Origin of the sequence: Glycomyces harbinensis (assembly GCF_900101745.1) — a bacterium.
GTDB lineage: Bacteria > Actinomycetota > Actinomycetes > Mycobacteriales > Micromonosporaceae > Glycomyces > Glycomyces harbinensis.
Genome location: NZ_FNAD01000001.1, coordinates 824,069 through 845,896, shown reverse-complemented (window position 1 = coordinate 845,896; position 21,828 = coordinate 824,069). Strand labels below are relative to the sequence as shown.

18 protein-coding genes and 2 rRNA genes are annotated in these 21,828 nt (G+C 68.7%); 11 read left to right on the top strand and 9 right to left on the bottom strand.

The genetic code is table 11. The annotated features are described in order from the left end of the window. Together BLQ63_RS03665 and rrf are read left to right on the top strand one after the other, a co-directional pair. Positions 1–326, top strand: a 23S ribosomal RNA gene (locus BLQ63_RS03665); the annotation flags it as partial. A gap of 131 nt (positions 327–457) precedes the next feature. Next, positions 458–574: ribosomal RNA gene (rrf, locus tag BLQ63_RS03660) — 5S ribosomal RNA — on the top strand. A 49-nt stretch (positions 575–623) separates the two neighbouring features. Here rrf and BLQ63_RS28230 read toward each other — a convergent pair. Then, positions 624–773 carry a hypothetical protein gene (locus tag BLQ63_RS28230; RefSeq protein ID WP_177154767.1) on the bottom strand — a complete coding sequence of 50 codons (150 nt, stop codon included), beginning with the start codon at positions 771–773 and terminating at the stop codon, positions 624–626. A gap of 342 nt (positions 774–1,115) precedes the next feature. On the opposite strand from BLQ63_RS28230, the gene BLQ63_RS03655 reads away from it, so the two are divergent. Next, the gene (locus BLQ63_RS03655) at positions 1,116–2,567 is read left to right on the top strand and encodes a sugar porter family MFS transporter (protein ID WP_091028469.1); all 1,452 of its coding nucleotides are present in this window, start codon (positions 1,116–1,118) and stop codon (positions 2,565–2,567) included. 57 nt (positions 2,568–2,624) lie between these two features. Here the strand turns inward: BLQ63_RS03655 and BLQ63_RS03650 are convergent, their stop codons facing one another. From BLQ63_RS03650 to BLQ63_RS03620, 7 genes are all read right to left on the bottom strand, one after another. Continuing rightward, positions 2,625–5,171: an ABC transporter permease gene (locus tag BLQ63_RS03650; protein WP_177154766.1), complete on the bottom strand. Its 2,547-nt coding sequence runs from the start codon at positions 5,169–5,171 to the stop codon at positions 2,625–2,627. Between the two features lie 18 nt (positions 5,172–5,189). Further along, complete coding sequence (locus BLQ63_RS03645; protein ID WP_342673911.1) at positions 5,190–5,945, bottom strand: ABC transporter ATP-binding protein; 756 nt, start codon at positions 5,943–5,945, stop codon at positions 5,190–5,192. A 287-nt stretch (positions 5,946–6,232) separates the two neighbouring features. Continuing rightward, positions 6,233–8,770 carry an ABC transporter permease gene (locus BLQ63_RS03640; protein WP_091028463.1) on the bottom strand — a complete coding sequence of 846 codons (2,538 nt, stop codon included), beginning with the start codon at positions 8,768–8,770 and terminating at the stop codon, positions 6,233–6,235. Positions 8,771–8,772: 2 nt separating this feature from the next. Next, on the bottom strand, positions 8,773–9,549 hold the full coding sequence (locus BLQ63_RS03635; protein ID WP_091028461.1) for an ABC transporter ATP-binding protein: 777 nt from the start codon (positions 9,547–9,549) through the stop codon (positions 8,773–8,775). Positions 9,550–9,849: 300 nt separating this feature from the next. Next, positions 9,850–10,530 carry a response regulator gene (locus tag BLQ63_RS03630; RefSeq protein ID WP_091028459.1) on the bottom strand — a complete coding sequence of 227 codons (681 nt, stop codon included), beginning with the start codon at positions 10,528–10,530 and terminating at the stop codon, positions 9,850–9,852. Further along, on the bottom strand, positions 10,527–11,756 hold the full coding sequence (locus BLQ63_RS03625; RefSeq protein ID WP_091028457.1) for a sensor histidine kinase: 1,230 nt from the start codon (positions 11,754–11,756) through the stop codon (positions 10,527–10,529). The genes BLQ63_RS03630 and BLQ63_RS03625 overlap by 4 nt, the downstream gene beginning before the upstream one ends. Before the next feature lie 65 nt (positions 11,757–11,821). Continuing rightward, complete coding sequence (locus BLQ63_RS03620; RefSeq protein WP_091028454.1) at positions 11,822–12,652, bottom strand: RecB family exonuclease; 831 nt, start codon at positions 12,650–12,652, stop codon at positions 11,822–11,824. Between the two features lie 80 nt (positions 12,653–12,732). Here BLQ63_RS03620 and BLQ63_RS03615 point away from each other — a divergent pair, with 80 nt between their 5' ends. From BLQ63_RS03615 to BLQ63_RS03605, 3 genes are all read left to right on the top strand, one after another. After that, positions 12,733–13,506, top strand: coding sequence for a class I SAM-dependent methyltransferase (locus tag BLQ63_RS03615; protein WP_091028451.1), 774 nt, complete (start codon positions 12,733–12,735; stop codon positions 13,504–13,506). A gap of 96 nt (positions 13,507–13,602) precedes the next feature. Beyond that, positions 13,603–14,706 carry a M50 family metallopeptidase gene (locus tag BLQ63_RS03610; RefSeq protein WP_091028447.1) on the top strand — a complete coding sequence of 368 codons (1,104 nt, stop codon included), beginning with the start codon at positions 13,603–13,605 and terminating at the stop codon, positions 14,704–14,706. Positions 14,707–14,739: 33 nt separating this feature from the next. Beyond that, on the top strand, positions 14,740–15,675 hold the full coding sequence (locus BLQ63_RS03605) for a tRNA (adenine-N1)-methyltransferase (protein WP_218125039.1): 936 nt from the start codon (positions 14,740–14,742) through the stop codon (positions 15,673–15,675). A gap of 108 nt (positions 15,676–15,783) precedes the next feature. Here BLQ63_RS03605 and BLQ63_RS03600 read toward each other — a convergent pair whose 3' ends face one another. Then, positions 15,784–16,071, bottom strand: coding sequence for a ferredoxin (locus BLQ63_RS03600; RefSeq protein ID WP_091028442.1), 288 nt, complete (start codon positions 16,069–16,071; stop codon positions 15,784–15,786). A gap of 116 nt (positions 16,072–16,187) precedes the next feature. Here BLQ63_RS03600 and arc point away from each other — a divergent pair, with 116 nt between their 5' ends. From arc to prcA, 5 genes are all read left to right on the top strand, one after another. Continuing rightward, on the top strand, positions 16,188–17,966 hold the full coding sequence (gene arc / locus BLQ63_RS03595; RefSeq protein WP_091028439.1) for a proteasome ATPase: 1,779 nt from the start codon (positions 16,188–16,190) through the stop codon (positions 17,964–17,966). Positions 17,967–18,189: 223 nt separating this feature from the next. After that, positions 18,190–19,695, top strand: coding sequence for a depupylase/deamidase Dop (dop, locus tag BLQ63_RS03590; RefSeq protein WP_091028437.1), 1,506 nt, complete (start codon positions 18,190–18,192; stop codon positions 19,693–19,695). Between the two features lie 110 nt (positions 19,696–19,805). Continuing rightward, complete coding sequence (locus tag BLQ63_RS03585) at positions 19,806–20,021, top strand: ubiquitin-like protein Pup (RefSeq protein ID WP_091028433.1); 216 nt, start codon at positions 19,806–19,808, stop codon at positions 20,019–20,021. Positions 20,022–20,202: 181 nt separating this feature from the next. Next, positions 20,203–20,997, top strand: a complete 795-nt coding sequence (prcB, locus tag BLQ63_RS03580) for a proteasome subunit beta (protein WP_091028429.1) — start codon at positions 20,203–20,205, stop codon at positions 20,995–20,997. A gap of 15 nt (positions 20,998–21,012) precedes the next feature. Then, positions 21,013–21,792 carry a proteasome subunit alpha gene (gene prcA / locus BLQ63_RS03575; protein ID WP_091028425.1) on the top strand — a complete coding sequence of 260 codons (780 nt, stop codon included), beginning with the start codon at positions 21,013–21,015 and terminating at the stop codon, positions 21,790–21,792. Positions 21,793–21,828 lie beyond the last annotated feature (36 nt).

Below are 21,828 nucleotides of genomic sequence, written 5' to 3'. Positions count from 1 at the left end.
CGAGCTGGGTTTAGAACGTCGTGAGACAGTTCGGTCCCTATCCGCCGCGCGCGTAAGAGATTTGATGAAGGGCTGTCCCTAGTACGAGAGGACCGGGATGGACGAACCGCTGGTGTGCCAGTTGTACCGCCAGGTGCATGGCTGGTTGGCTACGTTCGGGAGCGATAACCGCTGAAAGCATCTAAGCGGGAAGCGTGCTTCGAGATGAGATCTCTGTCAGCGTATAGCTGGTGAGGCGCCCAGAAGATGACTGGGTTGATAGGCTCGACATGGAAGCACTGCGAGGTGTGGAGTGGACGAGTACTAACCGCCGAGAACTTAACATACAATTTCCATCACAATCCTGTCAGTGATGGTAGACATGACATTCACGCACACTATGCGATTCTGAGACAACACACGTGTGAGCTCAGATCCGAACGGATCTTCGAGACCCTTGTGTGGGTCCCAAGGTTTGTTTGGTGGTGAGAGCGGAAGTGACACACCCGGTCCCATTCCGAACCCGGTCGTTACGGCTTCCAGCGCCGATGGTACTGCACTCGAGAGGGTGTGGGAGAGCAGGACACCGCCAAACATGTACATAGCGAAAGGCCCCCACCGCGAGGTGGGGGCCTTTCGCATGCTCAAGAAGCCGGCGAGAGCGCGTCTCTGAGTCTTGCCACTCCGACTCCGATACCGAAAATCGCTCCGGTGACCAGGAATGTCAGTAGCGACACCGTCACGAGTGCGATCGCGATGCCGATCGCTCCGACGACACTGAAGAATGTGCTCACGTGGCCTCCTCCGTTGCAGGCTCGTTGGCTGGGTTATGCCCTCCAGCCATTGTTACACATCGATGAAACGCACGTAGTGTGCGTCACAAGTTAAATAGGTCACATTAGTGGGTCCTGGGGCTACCCCTGGGGCCGTCTGCTACTGGCCCGACCTCGGCATCGAGCCGGGTCGCGCGAGCCTCCCCGATCAGTCGCCGGCCGTCTCCCGGCTTCGCCGCGTTCGCTCTCGGGCCCTTCCGGGTAGCCGCTCCGATTACGGCAATTCGTGATCTTCACGGCAAAATGCGGCTTAGGATTTCGGCACGTGTGGTACCGGAACCGAGTCGCCTACGGGAGTGAGTGATGACCACAGACAACGACGGTCTGCTGCGCGGCGAGCCGCAGGCGAGGACGGGTTCGGCGCTGTTCGTGTCGATCGCCGCCGCGCTCGGCGGGTTCCTGTTCGGGTACGACACGGCGGTGATCAACGGGACCACCGGAGCGCTCGAGACACAGTGGGGGATCAACTCGGTCGAGACCGGGATCGTGGTCTCCTCCGCACTGCTCGGCTGCGCGGTCGGCGCCTGGTTCGCCGGATCGCTCGCGAACAAGCTCGGTCGCCCCAAGGTCATGATGATCGCGGCGATCGTCTTCTTCATCACCTCGCTCGGCTCCGCCCTCGCGACCGGCCCGGTCGACCTGACGGTCTGGCGCGTCGTCGGCGGTCTCGCCATCGGTGCCGCCAGCGTCATCGCCCCCGCCTACATCGCCGAGATCGCGCCCGCCGAACTGCGCGGGCGACTCGGCTCGCTCCAGCAGTTCGCCATCGTGCTCGGCATCTTCGGCGCGCTCATCGTCAACTACGGCATCCAGGCCTCGGCCGGCGGCGCCAGCGGCGAGGTCCCCTGGGGCGGCACGGCCTGGCGGTGGATGTTCGCGGCGGCGGCCGTTCCGGCGTTCGTCTACTTCATGTTCTCGCTGAACATCCCCGAATCGCCGCGCTACCTGGTGGCCAAGGACCGGCTGGCCGAGGCCAAGGCGACCCTCGCGAAGTACGTCGGCGGGGACGTCGACAACCGGATCGTGGAGATCCAGCGGACCCTGAGCAGCGACCACCCGCCGCGGATCTCCGACGTGCGCGGCCCGCGCTTCGGACTGCTGCCCATCGTCTGGATCGGCATCTTCCTGTCGATGTTCCAGCAGTTCGTGGGCATCAACGTGATCTTCTACTACTCGACGTCGCTGTGGCAGTCCGTCGGGTTCAGCGAGAACGACGCCTTCCTCACCAGCGTCATCAACTCGATCGTCAACATCGCCGGTACGATCCTCGCGATCTACCTCGTCGACCGCGCCGGCCGCAAGAAGCTGCTGATGTGGGGCTCGATGACCATGTTCATCGCCCTCGGCACGATGGCGGTCATCTTCGCCTCGGCGCCGGTCGACGCCGAGAACAACCCGGTCCTCGGCGACGCCGAAGGCACCATCGCGCTCATCGCGGCGAACGTGTTCGTCTTCGGTTTCGCGTTCACCTGGGGACCGGTCGTCTGGGTGCTGCTGGGGGAGATGTTCTCCAACCGCATCCGCGCCTCGGCGCTGGGCGTGGCCGCCGCGGCGCAGTGGATCTCCAACTGGCTCATCACGGTCACGTTCCCCGAACTGGCCAAGACCGGGCTGTTCCTGGCCTACGGGCTGTACGCCCTGTTCGCGCTCATCTCGTTCTTCTTCGTGCTCAAGATGGTCAAGGAGACCAAGGGCGTCGAACTGGAGGACATGGAGAACCTCGAGGCCGGCAAGTTCGATACGCCCGCGACCTGATCGCACGCGTGAGCGGGGCGGGCCCGACGGGCCCGCCCCGCTCACGCGTGCGGCGGTCTACTCGTAGGCGATCGCGCCCAGGATGTTGACCTTCGAGGCCCGCACCGCCGGTGCGATGGCCGCGAGGAGTCCGACGAGGACGGCCGCGGCCAGGTAGCCGGCGATGAGCGCGGTCGGGACCGCGAACTCATCGATGCCGCTGTCGACCAGCGCCAGCTGGACGATCCAGCCCAGCACCAGGCCCGTGCCGACGCCGAGGACCGCGCCGAACAGGGCGATCGTGACGCTCTCGACGGTGACCATCCGGACCGTCTGGCCGCGGGTCATGCCGATCGCGCGGAGCATCCCGAGCTCACGGGTGCGCTCCAGGACCGACAGGATCAGCGTGTTGATGACGCCGATGACCGCCACGACCATGGCCAGGCCCAGCAGCAGCTGGATCGCGATGACGGCGTAGTCGAAGAACACCGTCAGCTGCGAGAGGTACTCCTCGTGGTTCTGGACGCTGACGGCCGGTTCGTCCGCGAGGAGCGTCTCGACCTCGGCGGTGACCGCGTCGACGTCGGCGCCTTCGGCGACGTCGACCAGGCCGAGGTTGGGCTCCGGCGTGTAGAACTCCTCGGCGTACTTCGGGCTCACGTACCAGCCGTCGGTCTCCTCGTTGTCGGCGAGGATCGCGACCACGGTGAGCTCGTGGGCCTCGGTGCCCCGGGTGAACGTCGCCTCGACGGTGTCGCCGACGCCGACGCCGAGGTCGTTCGCGCTCCACTCGTTGACGGCGACGCCGTCCTCTCCGATGTCGCCCATCGATCCTTCGAGGAGCTCGCCGCCGAACTGCTCGACGATGCCGGGCAGGTCGGAGCTGGTGTTGACGTACTGCTCGGTGCCGTCGATCTGGGCGAGGTCGTAGTAGACGTCGACCGCGGCGTCGACGCCGTCGACCTCCCGCAGGTCGTCCATGACCTCCGGGTCGAACGTGGCCGGGACCGAGGAGGTGACCGGACCGGTGATGAACAGCTCGGCCCTGATGTTGTCCTCGAACTGCGAGGCCAGGCTCTTCTCGACGCTCGTGAGCAGTGTTCCCGTGGCGGTCACCAGGGTCACGCCGATCATGAGGGCGGCCGCGGTGACCGCGGTGCGGCGCGGGTTGCGAGAGGCGTTGCGGCGCCCCAGCTTCCCGGCGAACGTCCACGACCACAGCAGGCCCAGGAGCGACACGAGCGGCTTCGAGAGCCAGGCGGTGAGCAGGGAGACGCCGACGAACACCAGGCCGGCCCCGACGGCGGCCGCCAGCATGTCGGTGCGGTCGCTGCCGAACGAGTCGGTCAGGCCGAGTGCGATCCCCGTGACGCCGACGGCCGTGACGATGGCCCCCGCGACCGTGGGAACCGTGATCGGCTTGTCGGCCTTGGCCGCCGAGCGCATGGCCTCGACGGGCGGAATGCGGGAGGCGCGGACCGCCGGCGCCAGCGCGGACAGGACGGTGACGGCGATGCCGACGCCGATCGCCGCGATCGGGGCGCTGACGGGCACCGTGAGGCTGCTGCCGCCGGTGTCGAGGAAGCTGTTGGCGACCACCGTGGTGAGTCCGGCCCCCGCGGCGATGCCGAGAGCGGCGCCGACCACGGACGCCACCGCGCCCAGGAGCAGCGCCTCGGCCAGGACCGACCGGATGACCTGCCCGCGGCTCGCGCCGATGGCGCGCATCATCGCGATCTCCTTGAGCCGCCCCGCGATCACGATGGTGAACGTGTTGGCGATGAGGAACACCGAGACGAACACGGCGATGAGGCCGAAACCGAGCAGGAAGTATCCGATGAGGTTGGTGGTCTGGGCCGCCCGGGCGTTCGTCTCCTCCATGTACGCGTCCCAGGTCATCGCCGTGGACTCGTCCCCGATGAGCGGCTCGATCGTCCGCAGCAGCTCCTCGGCGGAGGTGCCTTCCGCGGCCGTCAGGGCGACCGCCGTGTACATGTCCCGCCCGTCGAAGACCAGGCGCTGCGCCTCGACCGTGGTGAACGCGAGTTCGGTGGCGCCCGCGAGGGAGTCGCGGTCGCCCGAATAGCCGAAGACGCCGACGATGTCGTACACGGTCTCGTCGGTGCTCAGCGAATAGGCGGTGACGGTGTCGCCCAGGCCGAGACCGGCGTCGGCGACGAACTGGGCCGAGACGGCGACCTCGTCGTCGGACTCGGGCGCGCGGCCTTCGCGCAGCTCGCGGTCGACCGACTCGTCGCCCCAGTTGACGGCCATCGTCGGGGCGAACCCGCCGAGGACCTTGCCGTTGTCGTCGATCGCGTTGACCATCCAGGTGACCGTCGCGCTCACGTCGGCGACGCCGTCGGCGGCCTCGACCGCCGCGAGCGTGTCCGCCGGAACGCCGTCGCGGACGTGCCGCTCGCCGGCGGTCTCCGGTTCGACCGGTTGGACGAGCACGTCCGAGCCGGCGTAGGAATCGCCGTTGAGATCGTCGACGGTGGTCTTGATGGAGGCGGTGAGGACGAGCGCGGCGGCGATGAACGCCGAACCGAGCACGACGGCGAGGCTGGTCAGGGCGAGGCGGGCCTTGCGGGCCGCCATGCCCTTCAGGGTGGCACGGAGCATGCTGTGCTGCGACACGGCTTACGCGGCCTTTCCGGCGAGGGGAACCGCGTTCTCGAAGTCGCGCATGGTGTCGATGACGCTGTCGGCGGTGGGCCCGTGGAGGTCCCGGACGATCTGGCCGTCGGCGAGGAAGACCACGCGGTCGGCGTACGCCGCCGCGCTCGGGTCGTGGGTGACCATGACGATGGTCTGCCCGAAGTCGTCCACGGACTTGCGCAGGAACCCCAGGACCTCGGCGCTGGAACGCGTGTCGAGGTTGCCGGTGGGCTCGTCGGCGAAGACCACGTCGGGACGGGTCGCGAGGGCCCGGGCGCAGGCGACGCGCTGCTGCTGGCCGCCCGAGAGCTCGGTCGGCTTGTGGGACAGGCGGTCGGACAGGTCGAGCGTGGCGATGACGCGGTTGACCCACGCGGGGTCGGCCTTGGCGCCGGCGATCGAGGCGGGCAGGAGGATGTTCTCCTCGGCCGTCAGCGTCGGCAGCAGGTTGAACTGCTGGAAGATGAAGCCGATCTTGTCGCGGCGCAGCTTCGTCAACGCCTTGTCGCCCAAGCCCGTCAGGACCGTGTCGCCGATGTTCACGGTGCCGCGGTCGGTGGTGTCGAGGCCCGCGAGGCAGTGCATGAGCGTGGACTTGCCCGAGCCCGACGGGCCCATGATCGCGGTGAAGGCGCCCGACGCGAACGCGACCGAGACGTCCCGCAGGGCGACGACCTGAGCCTCGCCGGAGCCGTAGGCGCGCCACAGGCCGGAGGCGGTGACCGCGTTGCGGACGATCGGGGGAGCGGGGGGAGTTGCGAGTGGCACGGGAGGCCCTTTCGGATCGGGGTGTCTTTCCTGTTGCCACAAGGCTATTGAGCTGCACTGCCGCCCGCTTCGGTCCGCGGGCCGGAGTTCGGCTCCTCCGCGAGGCGGAGCACCGGCCCTCGGGTCGGTCGAACGGCCGAGGCCCGAGCCGCCGCGGGTCGGCCGTGCGGCCGGGTGCGTCACCGGTCGGGGACGCAGAGAGGGGCGGCGCCTTCCGGCACCGCCCCAATCCCTGGTTTCCTGTTCAGGCTGTCAAGCTATTCGTAGGCGATGGCGTTGAGCACGTTGAGCTTCGCGGCCCTCGCGGCGGGCGCGATCGCGGCCAGCAGGCCCACGGCCACCGCCGCCGCCAGGTACATGACGATGAGGCCCCACGGCAGGGCGAAGTTCGTCAGGCCCTCGTCCTCCAGCGCCCGCTGGACGGTCCAGCCCAGGCCGATCCCGACCGCGATGCCCAAGACGGCGCCGAAGAGGCAGATGATGACGCTCTCGACGATGATCATGCGCCTGACCTGGCCGCGGGTCATGCCCACGGCCCGGAGCAGGCCCAGTTCCTTGGTGCGTTCGAGGACCGACAGCACCAGCGTGTTCACCACGCCGATGACGGCGATGATCATCGCCAGCGCCAGCAGGATCTGCACGGCCGCGAGGATCGTGTCCAGGCCGCTGGTCTGCTGGTCGACGAATTCGGCGTTGTTGGTGACGCCCACTTCCGGCTCGTCGGCGAGGATCTCGTCGACCTCGTTCTGGACCACCGCGGCGTCGGCGCCGTCCTCCAACTGGATGTACGCCTGCATCGGCTTCGGCAGCGTGAAGTGCTCGATCTGCTCGGGCGAGACCCACCAGCCGTTGGTGAGGTCGTACCCGTCCAGGATCGCGGCGATCTCCAGCTGCGCGGTCTCGCCGTCGGCGTAGGTCACCTCGACCGTGTCGCCCAGGGCCACGTTCCGGTCCTCGGCGGTCCCCTCGTCGACCACGACCGAGTTCGGGGCGAGGTCGGTGACCGACCCTTCGGCGACGGTGCCGCCGAAGACGCCGAGCGCCGCGTTCAGGTCCTCACTGGAGGCCAGCGGCGCGTCCTCGCCGTCGATCTGCGTGCCGAAGAAGTCCATGTAGACGTCCCCGACCGCCGCGACCTCGGGAAGTTCGCGGATCTCGGCGAGCGTCTCGCGCGAGAAGGAGGGGATGTTCGCCCCGCCTTGCGCGCCGCTGACGATCAGGTCCGAGTTCAGGTTCAGGTCCAGCACTTCGGCGGTGGTCGACTTGATGCTGGAGACGAGCGTGGCGATACCGGTGATGAGCGCGACGGCGATCATGAGCGCCGAGGCGGTGATCGCGGTGCGCCGCGGGTTGCGCCCGGCGTTGAGCTTGCCGAGACGACCCGAGAAGCTCCACGACATGACCGCCCCGAGCAGCGCCACCAGTGGTCGCGACAGGATCGGGGTGAGCATGGTGACGCCCACGAACGCGATGCCCACGCCGGAGAGGATGCCCGTGAGCTCCTCGCCGCCGAGGTTGTCGGTCATCCCCAGCGCGATCAGGACGGTGCCGGCGGCGAAGACGATCGCTCCGGCGATGGTGATGCCGCGCAGCGGTTTCGGCGGGTTGACCGCCTCTCGCATCGCGGCGACCGGCGGCACGCTGGAGGCCTTGACGGCCGGGATCAGCGCCGACAGCACCGTCACGCCGATGCCCACGACCAGCGCCCACATCGTGGTGGCCGGGATCAGGAGCTGGACCGGCAGGCCGCCCATCATGGTCGCACTGACCACTTGCGACAGACCCCAGCCGAGCAGGAGCCCGAGTCCGAGGCCGACGACGGAGGCGAGGACGCCGATGACCGTGGCCTCGGTCAGGACCGAGCGGACCACTTGGCCGCGTCCGGCGCCGATGGCGCGCAGCAGTGCGAGTTCCCGCTGGCGCTGGGCGACGATGATCGTGAAGGTGTTGATGATGAGGAAGACCGAGACGAACACCGCGACCAGGCCGAAGCCGAGGAAGATGTAGCCCATGAAGTCGGCGACGACCGCGAAGCCCTCGGCGGCCTCCGCGCTGGCCTCTTCGCCGGTCTGGACCCGGTACTCGTCGGATCCGATGGCGGCGGCGATGTCGTCGGTGGAGGCGTCGCCGTAGGCGTAGACGGTCGTGAACGCGTCCTCGCCTTCGAGGAGCATCCGCTGCGCGTCGGCGGTGGTGAACATGATCTGGGTTTCGCCGGCGAGTGAGTCGCGGTCGCCGGAGAGGCCGTAGACGCCGACGATCTCGAAGTCGGTGCGGTCGGCGGTGTAGGAGTAGGCGGTGACGGTGTCGCCGATGTCGAGTCCGGAGTCGGCGACGAACTTGGCGGAGACGGCGACTTCGCCGTCGGCCGCGGGTCCGTCGCCCTCGTGGAACTCGATGTAGCCGGAGTCGTCGCCGCTGTCCCAGGTCAGGGCGATGGTGGGGGCGAAGGTGCCGACGAGCTTGCCGTTCGAGCCGATGGCGTTGACCTGTCCGGAGACTTCGCCTACGGCGCGGTCGACGCCGTCGACGCCTGCGACCCGGTCGAGGACGTCGGCCGGGACGGTGGCCGCGCTGGGCGTGTTGCCCTGGGCTGCGGCCGGGTCGGTGCCGTTGGTGATCACGGTGTCGACGCCCTGGTAGGCGTCGGCGATGACGCCGCTGACGGATTTCTCCATCGTGGAGGTCAGGACCATCGCGGCGGCGACGAACATGGTGCCGAGGACTACCGCGAGACTGGTGAGGACGAGGCGGGCTTTGCGGCTGGCCATGCCCTTGAGGGTGGCGCGCAGCATGGCTAGGCGTTCTCCCCTTGGGCGGCGGCGACGAGTTCCTCGAAGTGCTTCATCTTGTCGATGACCTTGTCGGCGGTCGGGTCGGCCATGTCCTCTACGATCTGGCCGTCGGCGAGGAAGACCACGCGGTCGGCGTAGGCGGCGGCGTTCGGGTCGTGGGTGACCATGACGATGGTCTGCCCGAAGTCGTCGACGCTGGTGCGCAGGAAGTTCAGGACCTCGGCGCCGGAGCGGGTGTCGAGGTTGCCGGTGGGCTCGTCGGCGAAGACGACCTCGGGGCGCGAGGCGAGGGCCCGGGCGCAGGCGACGCGCTGTTGCTGGCCGCCCGAGAGCTCGGTCGGCTTGTGGGACAGGCGGTCGGTCAGGTCCAGGGTGTGGATGATCCGCTTGATCCAGTCGGGGTCGGCCTTGGCGCCGGCGATCGCCAGCGGGAGCGTGATGTTCTCTTCGGCCGTCAGCGTCGGGAGCAGGTTGAACTGCTGGAAGATGAAGCCGATCTTGTCGCGGCGCAGCTTGGTCAGCGCTTTGTCGCCGAGGCCGGTGATGGTGGTGTCGCCGATGCCGACGGTGCCGCGGTCGGTGGTGTCGAGGCCGGCGAGGCAGTGCATGAGCGTGGACTTGCCGGACCCGGAGGGGCCCATGATGGCGGTGAAGGCGCCCGAGGCGAATTCGACCGAGACGTCGCGCAGGGCGACGACCTGGGCCTCGCCCTGGCCGTAGGCTTTCCAGACGCCTTGGGCCGCTACGGCTGTGGTTTTGACGGGGGATGCGGTGGACACGACGCTCTCGCTTTCGAAGAAGGTGTCGATGTACCGAGGGATTCGGTTTGCTGCGTTCCTTGCCCGCGAGACGCCGCTCGCGGACGGTGGGTGCTATTGGTGGTGCCTATCGGTGACGTCGATGCGTCAGATTATGACATCATACCTGATGTCAAGTGACGTCGTGGTTCGACTGATCAGTTTCGACGATATTGGAGCCCGGGCGGGCGTGCATCCACTTTGAGAACGGTCTTCGAGTACGTCGGAAGGCGGAGGGGGCCGTACCGCGGTACTACCTTCGCCGGGTACGGCCCGCCGGCGTCAGCGCTCGTCGCCGCCGGGCTTGACCAGGCCGCTCTCGTAGGCGAGGACGACGGCCTGGACCCGGTCGCGGACGCCGAGCTTGGTGAGCAGGTGCCCCACATGGGTCTTGACCGTGGTCTCGCCGACGGTGAGCGCGTCGGCGATCTCGGCGTTCGTCAGGCCCTTCGACAGCAGCAGGAGCACCTCGCGCTCGCGCGCGGTGAGGGCGTCGAGGATGGCCGGGCTGCGGTCGCTCTCGGCGCCGCGGTGCTCGGCGAAGCGGCCGAGCAGGGTCGAGAGGATGTGCGGGGCGACGACCGCGCCGCCGTGGTGGACGGTGCGGATGGCCTCGACCAGGTCCGCCGCGGGGGCGTCCTTGGTGAGGAACCCGGCCGCGCCGGCGCGCAGCGCGCCCACGACGTACTCGTCCAGGTCGAACGTGGTCAGCACCAGGACCCGGGTGGGCAGGTTCGCCTCGACGATGTCGGCCGTGGCGGCGACGCCGTCGCGCCGGGGCATGCGGATGTCCATGAGGACGACGTCGGGCAGGAGGCGGCGGGTGAGCTCGAAGGCCTCGACGCCGTCGCCGGCCTCGCCCACGATGTCGATGTCGGTCTCGGCGCCGAGCACCATCTTGAATCCCGCGCGCAGCAGTTGCTGGTCGTCGGCGAGCAGCAGCCGGATCGGCCGTTCGGTCATCGGGTGGCTCCCTGGAGGTGGGCGTTCTTGGGGAAGCGGGCCTCGACGAGGTAGCCGCCGCCGGGCCGGGGCCCGACTTCGAGGGTGCCGCCGTACAAGGTGGCGCGCTCCCTCATGCCGATGAGCCCGTGGCCGCCGGCGAACTCCGCGACGACGGGGGCGCCCCGGCCCGAGTCGCCGACCGAGATCCGGAACTCGGCGTCGCCGTAGTCGAGGACGACCCCGGCCCTGGCGTGCGAGCCGGCGTGCTTGAGCGTGTTCGTCAGCGCCTCCTGGGCGATGCGGTAGACCGCCAGGCTGACGCCCGTCGGCAGCGGGTACTCCTCGCCGCGGACGGTGTAGCGCACCGGCAGGCCGGCGTCCTTGGTCTGCGCGACGAGCGCCCGCAACGAGTCCACTGTAGGCTGCGGCTCGAGGTCGGCGCTGCCGGCTTCGTCGTGTCCCTGCCGCAGGACGGTGAGGATGTCGCGCATCTCGCGCAGCGCGGTGCGGGCGGTCTGGTTCACCGTCGTCAGCGCCTCCTCGGCCGCGTCGGGGTCGGTGCGCAGGACCCGTTTGGCCCCTTCGGACATGACGCCTATGACCGAGATGTGGTGCGCCACGACGTCGTGGAGTTCGCGGGCGATGCGCCGCTGCTCGTCGGCCACGGCCTGGGCGGCCAGGGCGTCCTGGCGCTCCTCGGCCATCCGGGCCCGCTCGGAGAGCTCCTCGACGTGTTCGCGCCGGTTGCGCACGACCCATCCGATCCAGAACACCGTGACGGCCAGGACGAGGTTGAGCAGGGCGAGGACGGTGTTGGCGACGTAATCGCCCGCGGTCATGAGGTAGATGACCATCGAGACCGGGATCCATATCGCCGCGGCGGCGAACAGCGCCCGCCCCAGGCTCCGGTAGGCCGCGGCCGTGTAGGTCAGGACGAAGAACCCGATCCCGCCGTCGGCGCCCATGCTCTGGAACGGATCGATGAAGACCGCCCCCGACAGGATGGCCAGTCCGAGGACGATGCCGCCCCACAGCCACCGGCGCCGCAGGCAGATCACGATGAACGGGACCGAGATCATGCCGACTTCGGCCCACGAGAACGCGTAGTCCGGGTTCAGCTGGACGCCGGCGGTGTAGAAGCCCGCGTAGCTGCCCGCGAGGGCGACCGCGAGCAGGCAGTCGGCCGCGAACGGGCGCTCTTGGAGCCATCGCCGGAGACGGCGGAACGAGGAGGCGGCTTGCACGCTCTATACCGTATCTGCCGTTAACTCGCGTTTCATCGAACGAGAGAATGATCCCCGCGTCCGCCTCAGGTAGGAGGCATCTCGAGTCCTGGAAGGACCGTCGGCAGCGGATACGCCGGCGGCTCGCCCCCGAACTCCGGGCACAGCTTCTGGTGGGCGCACCAGCCGCACAGCTTCGACTTCTGCGGCCGGAACTCGCCCGTGGCGATCGCCTCGCGCATCGAGGCCCACAGGGCCTTGAGGGTCCGCTCGAAGGCGACCAGCTCGCGCTCGTCGGGGGAGTAGTCGAGCACCTGGCCGTCGCCGAGGTACATCAGGCGCAGCAGGGTCGGCACCGAGCCGCGGGTGCGCCACCACACCAGGGCGTAGAACTTCATCTGGAACAGCGCCTTGTCCGCGAAGCGGTCCGGCGGGCGCTTCCCGGTCTTGTAGTCCACCAGGCGCACCAGCCCGGCCGGGTTGACGTCGGCGCGGTCGATGAAGCCCTTGAGCTGCGTCCCGTCGTCGAGCGTGGTCGCCACCAGGCACTCGGTGCGGTGCGGCTGGAGCCGCTGGGGGTCCTCCATGCTGAAGTACGTCTCGACCAGGCCCCTGACGTTGCGCAGCCAGCCCGACTCGTCGTCCAGGTCGTCGAACAGCGCCGCGTACTCCTGGTTCGCCTGGAGCTTCGACCACTCCGGCTCGATCATCGCCAGCGCCTGGGCGGGGGTGCGCTTCCCGGCGTCGAGCTCGTAGAGCCGCTCCAGCACCGCGTGGACCAGCGTGCCCTGCACCTGCGCGCGCGAGGGCGGCTCGGGGAGGCGGTCGACAGCCCGGAACCGGTACAGCAGCGGGCACTGCTTGAAGTCGTTGGCGCGCGAGGGGGAGAGCTGGCTCGGGCGGGTGGCGTTCGACATCCTCCGAGCATAAAGCGGTGCACCGACAATCCGAACGGCCGGACCCGCGCTGTAACATAACGGGTGTACTGTTAAGCGGCATGAGCACCGATGCCGCGACGCAGTCCGCCCCCGATCCCCGCAAGCAGGCGCTGTCCTTCGGCCAGGCCGCCGACCTCTACGACTCGATACGCCCCACCTACCCCGCCGAAGCCCTGCGCTGGCAGATCGGCGACGCCGAGAAGGACGTCCTCGACATCGGCGCCGGGACCGGACTGCTCACCCGCGTGCTCATCGGCCTGGGGCACCGCGTGACCGCGGTCGAACCCGATGACCAGATGCGCGCCAAGCTCACCGCCTCCAGCCCCGGCCTCACCGCGGCCCTCGCCGGATCGGCCGAAGCACTCCCCGTGCCCGACGCCGGCGCCGGCGCCATCACCGCCGGCCAGTCCTTCCACTGGTTCGACCGCCCGAGGGCCCTCCCCGAACTGCGCCGCGCCCTGCGTCCCGACGGCATCCTCGCCCCCATCTGGAACATCCGCGACGAGTCGGTCCCCTGGGTCCGCGCCCTGACCGAGGCCATCGGCTCCTCCCCGGGCGAGATCGACGGCCTCGGCGCGACCGAACCCGGCTACTTCGGCCCCGATTTCGGCGAAGCCGAACACCGGTGCTTCCACCACGAGATGCCCCTGGACCGGCCCCGCCTGATCCGCCTGGTCCAGTCCCGCTCCTACTACCTCACCGCCGACGACGCCGGGCGACGGCGCATCGTCGCGGCCGTCGACGACGTCATCGACAGCCACCCCGAACTGGCCGGAAGCGAGGCCTTCGCGATGCCCTACAAGACCTACGCCTTCAGGGTCCGGCCCGCCTAGGGACGAGCACCCCCACCGGATCGGAATCCCCGCCACCGCGCGCACCGGCCCGCGCAGCACCGAGACCGCCCGTCCGGGCGCGTAGCATTGCCGCCGATGTCAACCAACGTCCTGGCCTTCCGCCGATCCGGATTCACGCTCGTCCGCTTCAAGGGCATTCCCGTCACGCTCGGCTACACCTGGCTGCTCCTGGCCGCCCTCGTCGTCGCCGTCTACGCGCCCATCGTGCAGCGCTCGGTCCCGGGCCTCAGCGCCGTCGCCTCCCTGCTCGTGGCCGCGCTCTTCGCGGTGACCCTCCTCGTCTCCGTCTTCCTCCACGAACTCGGCCACGCCCTGGTGAGCCTGCGCGCCGGCATCGGCGTGCGCCAGATCAACCTCGACGCCCTCGGCGGCTTCACCGAGATGGAACGCGAGGCCTCCCGCCCCGGCACCGCCGCCGCCATCGCGCTGGCGGGCCCGGCCGTCTCAGCAGTCCTCGGCGTCCTGGGCCTCCTCGGGCTCTTCGCCACCAGCGCCGGCTCCCTCGCCTGGCAGCTGTGCTTCCAGATCTGCGTCGCGAACCTCCTCGTCGCCGTCTACAACCTCCTGCCCGGACTGCCGCTCGACGGCGGCAAGGCCCTCCAGGCCGGCATCTGGGCCGCCACCGGCGACCGGTGGACCGGCTACCGCTACGCGGGCTGGGCCGGACGCGTCGTCGCCGTCGCCACGGTCGCCGCGGGCCTGTGGCTCTACGCGGCGAACTGGTTCTCCATGATCGGCATCATCCTGCTGCTCTTCGTCTCCTTCGAGTTGTGGCGGGGAGCCTCTTCCGCGATCCGCGCCTCCCGCATGGGGCCGCGCGTCAAGGCCCTCGACGCCGCCGCGCTCGCGCGCCCGGTGGCGCTCGTGCCCGCCGAGGCGACCCTCGGCGAGGCGCTCTCGGCCGCCTCGGGCCGCGAGATCGTCGCCGTGGCCGACCGCCCCGTCGGCGTCCTCGACCGCACCGCCGCCGACGCCGTACCGCCCGGCCAGGTCGCCGCGATGCCCCTCTCCGGGCTGCTCAAGTCGGCGGAGCAGATCCCCGGGATCGGCGCCGAACTCAAGGGCCAGGCGCTGGTGGACGCGATCGGCAAGAGCGGCGCGGAGCGGTTCTTCGTCGTCGATGAGGGCCGCCTGACAGGCCTGCTCTACACCGCCGACGTGGTCAAAGCCCTCCGTTAAGATGCTTCGGACCTACTGAAGGAGACACGCGACGTGGCATCTGACCTGCTGGAGCCGGGCAACCGGGTCCAGCTGACCGACGCTAAGGGCCGCAAGGCCACCATCACCCTCGCGGAGGGCGGCGCGTTTCACACCCACCGGGGCAGGCTCTTCCACGACGACCTCATCGGCAGGCCCGACGGCGTCACCGTCACCACCGAGGGCGGCACCGCCTACCTGGCGCTGCGCCCGCTCCTGCCGGACTACGGCCTGTCGATGCGCCGCGGCGCCCAGGTCATCTACCCCAAGGACATCGCCCAGATCCTCACGTTCGGGGACATCTACCCCGGCTCGCGAGTGGTCGAGGCCGGCGCCGGTTCGGGCGCGCTGACCAACTGGCTCCTGCGCGCGACCGGTCCCACCGGGCACGTCTACTCCTGGGAGCTGCGCGAGGACTTCGCGAAGATCGCGCAGGAGAACGTCGCGGGCTACTACGGCGAGGTCCCCGAGCACTGGACCCTGACGGTGGGGGACGTGGCCGAGGCCGACCTCGAGCCGGTCGACCGGGTCGTGCTCGACATGCTCTCGCCCTGGGACGTGCTGGACACTGTGGAGCGCATCCTCCGGCCCGGCGGGGTCTTCATCGGCTACGTCGCCACCACCACGCAGATGTCCGAGCTCGTCGAGGCCCTGCGCGAGCGCAGGACCTTCACCGAGCCCGAGGCCTGGGAGTCGCTCATCCGCGGCTGGCACCTCGAGGGCCTGGCGGTGCGCCCCGACCACCGCATGATCGCCCACACCGCGTTCCTCATCACCGCCCGCAAGCTCGCCCCCGGCACGGTGGCCCCGACGCGGAAGCTCAAGCCCTCCAAGGGCCAGCAGGCGCTGCGCGAGCGCAAGGAGCGGTTCGCCGCGGAAGTCGAGGCGGGGGTCGAGGCCCGTCTGGCCGAGACCACCGACGCGCCCGAGACGCCGGCCGACGAGACGTAACACGACGTAACAATCCGGCCACTTCATGAGTCGGATTCACGACTATCGAAGCGCCGAAACGGGACGGCGCGGGCCGGTCGAGGAGCGGGCCCGCGTTGCCGCCTCCGCCTAATCGTCGGCGCCGGGCCCGGCCACGGCGGTCTTGTCGGCCCGGTCGCGGACGTAGATGCACTCGCCCGGGCAGTCGTGAGCCGCGTTCACAATGTCCAGTCGCAGGTGCTCAGGGACCATGACTTGCGAACCCGCGGTAGTCAACAGCTCGCCGTCGGTGTCCTTGACGTAGGCAAGGCCGTCGATGTCGAACTCGAAAACCGTAGGCGCGTACTGCACGCACAGCCCGTCCCCGGTGCAGGCGTCCTGGTCGATCGATACTTCGAGTTCACGTTCCTCAGCCATGTCCCCCAGATTAATTGCCGTGAAGAAGCTGGCGCAATGTCGGTGTCGAGTCTTACTATTGGCGTCCCCAGCCAGCTACGGTTGGAGTACGAACACTCTCTCGGGAGGTGTGACCCGTGGCACGCAGCAACGATGACCGTCGACAGAACCTGGGCCAGGGCTCAGAGCACGACGAACTGTCAGGACAGGTCGAAGAGCTCCAGGAAGAACTGGCCGCGGCTCGGCGCCGTCTCACCGAAACGCCCCGACACATGCACATTCTGGAGGAGCGGCTCTCGGCCGCGCAGTCCCAGATCGATCGTTTGTCGGAGCAGAACGAGCGACTCGTGGCCACCTTGAAGGAGGCCCGCGAGCAGATCGTCTCGCTCAAGGAAGAAATCGACCGACTCGCCCAGCCGCCGTCCGGCTACGGCGTGTTCCTGGGGGCCCGTGAAGACGGCACCGTCGACGTCTTCACCTCCGGGAGGAAGTTCCGCGTCTCGCTCGCGCCGTCGATCGACGTCGACGAGCTCGAGCGCGGACAGGAAGTGCTGCTCAACGATGCCATGAACGTCGTCGAGGTGCTCGACTACGAGCGCATCGGCGAGGTCGTGACGCTCAAAGAGCTCATCGAGACCCCGGGCGGTCCACCGGACCGGGCCCTGGTGACCAGCCACGCGGACGAAGAGCGGGTCGTGCTGCTCTCGGACGCCCTCATCAACTCGCCCTTGCGCGCCGGCGACTCGGTCATGATCGAGCCCCGCGCCGGATACGCCTACGAGCGCATCCAGAAGAGCGAGGTCGAGGAGCTGGTCCTCGAAGAGGTGCCCGACGTCGACTACTACGACATCGGCGGCCTCGACGGCCAGATCGAGATGATCCGCGACGCCGTCGAGCTGCCGTTCCTGCACGCCGACCTGTTCCGCGAGCACGAGCTGCGCGCGCCCAAGGGCATCCTGCTCTACGGCCCGCCCGGCTGCGGCAAGACCCTCATCGCCAAGGCCGTCGCCAACTCGCTGGCCAAGAAGGTCGCGGAGATGCGCGGCGAGGAGGCCTCCGGGCGCTCCTACTTCCTCAACATCAAGGGCCCCGAGCTGCTCAACAAGTACGTCGGCGAGACCGAGCGGCACATCCGCCTGGTCTTCCAGCGCGCTCGCGAGAAGGCCAGCGAGGGCATGCCCGTCATCGTCTTCTTCGACGAGATGGACTCCATATTCCGCACGCGCGGATCGGGCGTCTCCTCCGACGTCGAGAACACGATCGTCCCCCAGCTGCTGTCGGAGATCGACGGCGTGGAGGGCCTGGAGAACGTCATCGTCATCGGCGCCTCCAACCGCGAGGACATGATCGACCCGGCGATCCTGCGGCCCGGCCGCCTGGACGTCAAGATCAAGATCGAGCGGCCCGACGCCGAATCGGCCAAGGACATCTTCTCGAAGTACATCACCACGACCCTGCCGCTGCACGACGACGACCTCCGCGAGCACGACAAGGACCGCGACGGCACCGTCAGGGCGATGATCCAGGCCGTCGTCGAGCGCATGTACTCCGAAGTGGACGAGAACCGGTTCCTCGAGGTCACCTACGCCGACGGCGACAAGGAAGTCCTCTACTTCAAGGACTTCAACTCCGGCGCGATGATCGAGAACATCGTCGCGCGCGCGAAGAAGATGGCCATCAAGGACTTCCTGACCCACCAGTCCAAGGGCATCCGGCTGACGCACCTCATCGACGCCACCGTCGACGAGTTCCGCGAGAACGAGGACCTGCCCAACACCACCAACCCCGACGACTGGGCCCGCATCTCCGGCAAGAAGGGCGAGCGGATCGTCTACATCCGCACGCTCGTCTCCGGCAAGGGCCCCGACTCCGGCCGCAGCATCGACACCGTGTCGAACACCGGTCAGTACCTGTAGCGAAACGCAGGGTACCGGGAACACCGTCTGTAGAACACCACGACTATGGCGACCGGCCGGCGGGGCGACCCGCCGGCCGGTGCCGCTTCCGCCCACCACGTGTCGACGCAGCCCGCGCGGGTAACCGAACACCATGAACCAAGCGCGGACCGACGGCCGGGAAATCCAAACCTCCTTGATCGGAGGAAGCGGAAGCGCGCCGGAACGGACTAGGCTCGAAAGCATGACCGTACGCCGCATTATGGGCACCGAGATCGAATACGGGATCTCCGTGCCGGGCCAGCCGGGGGCCAACCCGATGGTGACCTCTTCGCAGATCGTCAACGCCTACGCCGCGCGCCCCGAGCTCTCCAAGGGCGGCCGCGCCAGGTGGGACTACGAGGAGGAGACCCCCCTGCGCGACGCGCGCGGTTTCACCTACACCGGGGCGCTCTACGACCCCGCCGAGAACCTCGCCGACGAGGACTCCGGTCTCGCCAACGTCATCCTCACCAACGGCGCCCGCCTCTACGTCGACCACGCGCACCCCGAGTACTCGACCCCCGAGGTCACCAACCCGCGCGAGATCGTCCTGTTCGACAAGGCCGGCGAGATGACCATGGCCGAAGCCGCCCTCCGCGCGGCCCACACCCCCGGCATCGGTCCGATCAACCTGTACAAGAACAACACCGACAACAAGGGCGCCTCCTACGGCGCGCACGAGAACTACCTCATGTCGCGCCAGACCCCCTTCGCCGACATCGTCGCCCACTTCACGCCGTTCCTGGTCACCCGCCAGATCTTCGCCGGCGCCGGGCGCATCGGCATCGGACAGGACGCCTCCGAGCACCGGTACCAGATCTCCCAGCGCGCCGACTTCTTCGAAGTCGAAGTGGGCCTGGAGACCACGCTCAAGCGCCCGATCATCAACACGCGCGACGAGCCGCACGCCGACGCCGAGCGCTACCGGCGCCTCCACGTCATCATCGGCGACGCCAACCTCGCCGAGTACGCCACCTACCTCAAGGTCGGCACCGCCTCGATCGTGCTCGCCATGATCGAGTCCGGCGCCTTCGACGGCTCCCTCGCCATCGCAGAGCCCGTCGCCGAACTGCGCGCCGTCTCCCACGACCCGAGCCTCAGGCACAAGATCGAACTGCGCAACGGCAAGCGCCTCACCGCGATCGAACTCCAGATGTCCATCCTGGAGCAGGCCGAGGCCTACTGCGGCGCCGACACCGACCCCGACACCCGCGAGGTCCTCGACCGCTGGGCGTACGTCCTCGACGCGCTGGCGCGCGACCCGATGGAACTGGCCGACATGCTCGACTGGCCCGCCAAGCTCTCGCTCCTCGACCGCTACCGCGAGCGCGAGAACCTCGACTGGGGCGCCGCCAAGCTCCAGGCCATCGACCTCCAGTACCACGACGTGCGCCCCGAGAAGGGCCTCTACCACCGCCTGGTGGCCCGCGGCAAGATGAAGCGGCTCCTCACCGACACCGAGATCATCGACGCGATGACCGAGCCGCCCAGCGACACCCGCGCGTTCTTCCGCGGCCGGTGCCTCGCCCGCTACCCCTCCGAAGTCGTCGCGGCCTCGTGGGACTCGGTCATCTTCGACGTCGGCGCCGACTCGCTCGTGCGAGTGCCCATGATGGAGCCCGAGAAGGGCACCAAAGCCCATGTGGGGGAGCTGTTCGAACGGTGCGAGGCGGCCAAGGACCTCCTCGACGTCATCACGGCCGACTAGCGGACCGAAACTGTCGCGGGAATATTACACAGCGGTACAGCGTCGTATCTGGCGTGCTGTCGTACTCTCGCGGTACGGTTTAAGCACCGACGAGGTAGGAGGGAAGAGCTATGGCAGCGAAGGACTCCGGCGGGCAGTCGCAGTCACAGCGGTCTCGGCAGGAAGCAGACGCCGAAACCACTGAGGCCGCTGTAGACCCCGAGATCGCCGAACGGCACGAAGCCATCACCGAAGAAGTCGACGACCTGCTCGACGAGATCGACGAGGTCCTGGAGACCAACTCCGAGGAATTCGTCCGCTCGTTCGTGCAAAAGGGCGGCCAGTAAGCCCCCTGCCGGTGACAGGGCCACCTGGTGCGACGCCTTCAGGCGCATCGGGGGTCTTGCCCCCACCGGCGACCCTCCGGCCCCGCGGGACGAAGCGGCGAGCCGCGTTTTTTGAATAGAGGATCAGGGAGGTCATGTCGTGACAGGTCAAGGATTCCCGGGCAAACTGCCCAACGCGTATATGACGGCTGGAACCTCCTCCTTCTCGGAGTTCCTCATGCAGGTGGCACCTGAGATGCTGCCGGGGCGAAGGCCCCTGCCGCCGGGCGACTTCGCCTCCGTCAGCGCCCACGCCACCACGATCGTCGCCCTGCGCACCGCCGAAGGCGTGGTCATGGCAGGCGACCGCCGGGCCACGATGGGCAACTACATCTCCAGCCGCGACATCGAGAAGGTCTTCCCCGCGGACGGCTACTCGCTCGTCGGCATCGCGGGCACGGCCGGCCTCGGCATCGAACTGGTCAAGCTCTACCAGCTCGAACTCGAACACTACGAGAAGATCGAAGGCGCACCGCTCACCTTGAACGGCAAGGCCAACCGCCTCGCCACCATGCTGCGCGGCAACCTCGGCATAGCACTCCAGGGCCTCGCGGTCGTTCCCCTGTTCGCGGGCTTCGACGTCGACGCGCCCTCGATCCCCGAAGCCGGGAAGATCTACAGCTTCGACGTCGTCGGCGGCATCTACGCCGAACGCGACTACGACTCGATCGGCTCGGGATCGATCTTCGCCAAGAGCTCGCTCAAGAAGCGCTACCACCGGGACATTTCCACCGACGACGCCGTCAAGATCGCCGTCGAGTCCCTCTACGACGCGGCCGACGACGACTCCGCCACCGGCGGACCCGACCCGACCCGCGACCTCTACCCCGTGGTCATGACCGCCACAGCCGAAGGCTCCAAGCGGATCGACGAGGCCGTCGTCGCCGACGTCGCCCGCGCGGTCATCGCGGCCCGCACCGAGAACCCCTACGGATAAGGAGAGGAGCCGGACATGGCCATGCAGTTCTACACCAGTCCCGAACAGATCATGCGGGACCGGGCCGAATTCGCCCGCAAGAACATCTCCCGCGGCCGCAACGTCGTGGTGCTCTCCTGCGCCGACGGCGTCCTGCTCGTCGCCGAGAACGTCTCCTCGGCCCTCCACAAGGTCTACGAGCTCTACGACCGCATCGGCTTCGCCGCCGTCGGCAAGTACAACGAGTTCGAGAACCTGCGCACCGCCGGCGTCCGGATGGCCGACCTGCGCGGCTACTCCTACGACCGCCGCGACGTCAACGCCGCCACGCTCGCCAAGGCCTACGCGCAGACCCTCGGCGGGATCTTCTCGGAGCAGACCAAGCCCTTCGAGGTCGAGATCTGCGTCGCCGGCGTCGGGACCAGCCCCGAGGCCGACGAGCTTTACCGGCTCACTTTCGACGGCTCGATCAACGACGAACCCGGCTACCTCGCCATGGGCGGCGCCGCCGACTCGCTGAAGGAAGTCCTCGCCGAAGGCCACGACTTCGAGGCCCCGCTCGCCGACGCGTTCGCGCTGGCGCTGCAGGCCCTCTCCTCGGACGGCGGCAACGGCACCCGCAGGGAGCTGACCACCGACGTCCTGGAGGTCGCGGTCCTCGAACGGGCCCGTCCCGGCCGGGCGTTCCGGCGCATCGAAGGCCTCGCCCTCGAAGCGCTCATGCCCAGCGCCGAAACCGAGACCGAATCAGAGGCCGAACCCGATCCGGAGGCCGCCTCCAGCGACGGCGAGGCCCCCGACCCCCAGGAGTCCTGACCGCCCGATCCGGCGGCATCGCTTGAGACCGGCCCG

Coding starts and splice junctions, on each gene's coding strand:
- BLQ63_RS03655 (WP_091028469.1), top strand. CDS start 1,116: ATGACCACAGACAACGACGGTCTGCTGCGCGGCGAGCCGCAGGCGAGG.
- BLQ63_RS03650 (WP_177154766.1), bottom strand. CDS start 5,171: ATGCTCCGTGCCACCCTGAAGGGCATGGCGGCCCGCAAGGCCCGCCTC.
- BLQ63_RS03640 (WP_091028463.1), bottom strand. CDS start 8,770: ATGCTGCGCGCCACCCTCAAGGGCATGGCCAGCCGCAAAGCCCGCCTC.
- BLQ63_RS03630 (WP_091028459.1), bottom strand. CDS start 10,530: ATGACCGAACGGCCGATCCGGCTGCTGCTCGCCGACGACCAGCAACTG.
- BLQ63_RS03620 (WP_091028454.1), bottom strand. CDS start 12,652: ATGTCGAACGCCACCCGCCCGAGCCAGCTCTCCCCCTCGCGCGCCAAC.
- BLQ63_RS03615 (WP_091028451.1), top strand. CDS start 12,733: ATGAGCACCGATGCCGCGACGCAGTCCGCCCCCGATCCCCGCAAGCAG.
- BLQ63_RS03610 (WP_091028447.1), top strand. CDS start 13,603: ATGTCAACCAACGTCCTGGCCTTCCGCCGATCCGGATTCACGCTCGTC.
- BLQ63_RS03600 (WP_091028442.1), bottom strand. CDS start 16,071: ATGGCTGAGGAACGTGAACTCGAAGTATCGATCGACCAGGACGCCTGC.
- dop (WP_091028437.1), top strand. CDS start 18,190: ATGACCGTACGCCGCATTATGGGCACCGAGATCGAATACGGGATCTCC.
- BLQ63_RS03585 (WP_091028433.1), top strand. CDS start 19,806: ATGGCAGCGAAGGACTCCGGCGGGCAGTCGCAGTCACAGCGGTCTCGG.
- prcB (WP_091028429.1), top strand. CDS start 20,203: ATGACGGCTGGAACCTCCTCCTTCTCGGAGTTCCTCATGCAGGTGGCA.
- prcA (WP_091028425.1), top strand. CDS start 21,013: ATGGCCATGCAGTTCTACACCAGTCCCGAACAGATCATGCGGGACCGG.